Origin of the sequence: Pseudoflavonifractor sp. MSJ-37 (genome assembly GCF_018917965.1) — a bacterium.
Classification (GTDB): domain Bacteria; phylum Bacillota; class Clostridia; order Oscillospirales; family Oscillospiraceae; genus Pseudoflavonifractor_A.
Genome location: NZ_JAHLPP010000016.1, coordinates 1 through 1,922 on the forward strand (window position 1 = coordinate 1; position 1,922 = coordinate 1,922).

Consider the following 1,922-nt stretch of genomic DNA (forward strand, 5'->3'; position numbering starts at 1 on the left):
TTCTGATGAAAGCGATCGTATGTGTGAAGCAGGTCCCGGATACCTCCGGCAAGGTGGCCGTGAAGGCGGACGGGACCATGGATCGTGCGTCTATGGCCACGATCACCAACCCGGATGATATGAACGCCATCGAGGCGGCCCTGCGTCTGAAGGACGCCACGGGCTGCGAGGTGACGGTGGTCTCCATGGGCCCCCCGCCCGCGGAGGGGATGCTGCGGGAGCTGCTGGCCATGGGCGCGGACAAGGCCGTGCTGGTGTCCGGCCGTGAGTTCGGCGGCAGCGATACCTACGCCACGTCCCAGATCCTGGCGGCGGCGGTGAAGAAGATCGGCGTGGACGACGAGACCGTGATCTTCTGCGGCCGTCAGGCCATCGACGGTGACACCGCGCAGGTGGGCCCCCAGATCGCGGAGAAGCTGCACCTGCCCCAGGTGACCTACGTCTCCGAGATCGAGGCCACCGGCAAGAGCCTGACCGTGAAGCGTGCGCTGGAGGACGGCTACATGAGCATCCAGGTGCAGATGCCCTGCCTGCTGACCTGCATCAAGGAGCTGAACGAGCCCCGGTACATGAGCGTGGGCGGGATCATGGACGCCTACGCCAAGCCCTATGAGGTGTACGACTTCAACACCCTGAAGGACGACCCCCTGATCGATCTGGACACCATCGGCCTGAAGGGCTCCCCCACCAACGTGTACAAGTCCTTCTCTCCCCCGGTGAAGGGCGCCGGCCTGATGCTGGAGGGCTCTGACAAGGGCACCTGCGACAAGCTGGCGGCGCTTCTGGACGAGAAGCACCTGATCTGATCGAAAGGAGACCGACGAAATGGCTTTTGATAGTAAAGACACCGGCGCCTTCAAGGGCGTCTGGGTATTCTGTGAGCAGCGCGAAGGCAAGCTGATGAACACCGACTTCGAGCTGATCAGTGAGGGCCGGAAGCTGGCCGACGATCTGGGCGTGGAGCTGTGCGGCGTCCTGCTGGGCCACGGCGTGGAGGGCCTGGCCAAGGAGCTGGGCGGCTACGGCGCGGACAAGGTCTATGTCTGCGACCACGAGCTTCTGGAGACCTACACCACCGACGGCTACGCCAAGGTGATCTGCGACTTGGTGGAGGAGAAGAAGCCCGAGATCTTCCTGATCGGCGCCACCAACATCGGCCGGGATCTGGGCCCCCGGTGCGCCGCCCGTCTGCACACCGGCCTGACCGCCGACTGCACCCACCTGGACGTGGATGTGGAGAAGTACAAGGCCTTCCTCAAGACCACCTCTACCATCGACGTGGACAACACCAAGTTCGAGGAGAACACCAACCTGAAGATGACCCGTCCGGCCTTCGGCGGCCATCTGATGGCCACCATCATCTGCCCCCGGTTCCGTCCCCAGATGTCCACCGTGCGCCCCGGCGTCATGAAGAAGGCCCCCTTCGACCAGGCCAAGGCCGACAAGGTGGTCGTGGAGAAGCCCGCCGTGGCCCTGTCCAAGGACGACATCAAGGTGGAGGTCCTGGAGGTCAAGAAGGCCGCCAAGAAGCTGGTGGACCTGATCGGCGCTGACGTGGTGGTCTCTGTGGGCCGCGGCATCAGCTCCGACGTGGAGAAGGGCCTGGCCCTGGCCAACGAGCTGGCCGAGGTCCTGGGCGGCGTCGTGGGCGCCTCCCGCGCCGTCGTCGATGCGGGCTGGATCTCCGCCGACCATCAGGTGGGCCAGACCGGCAAGACCGTGCATCCCAAGATCTATGTGGCCCTGGGCATCTCCGGCGCCATCCAGCACAAGGCCGGCATGCAGGACTCCGAGTGCATCATCGCCGTGAACAAGAACGAGTCCGCCCCCATCTTCGAGGTGGCCTCCTACGGCATCGCGGGCGACCTGTTCAAGGTCACCCCCATGCTCATCGACTCCATCAAGGCCATCAAGGCTGGCAA

2 protein-coding genes are annotated in these 1,922 nt (G+C 64.5%); both read left to right on the top strand.

All coding sequences use genetic code 11. The annotated features are described in order from the left end of the window. Window positions 1-5: 5 nt before the first annotated feature. Window positions 6-806 (top strand): acryloyl-CoA reductase electron transfer subunit gamma, encoded by an 801-nt coding sequence (gene acrB / locus KQI12_RS12340; protein ID WP_216573768.1) that lies wholly within the window; start codon window positions 6-8, stop codon window positions 804-806. 19 nt (window positions 807-825) lie between these two features. After that, window positions 826-1,922: acryloyl-CoA reductase electron transfer subunit beta (acrA, locus tag KQI12_RS12345; RefSeq protein WP_216573767.1), on the top strand; the 1,097-nt coding region annotated here is incomplete at its 3' end.

Excerpts from the sequence above, each read along its gene's own strand:
- acrB (WP_216573768.1), top strand. The coding sequence starts at position 6 with ATGAAAGCGATCGTATGTGTGAAGCAGGTCCCGGATACCTCCGGCAAG.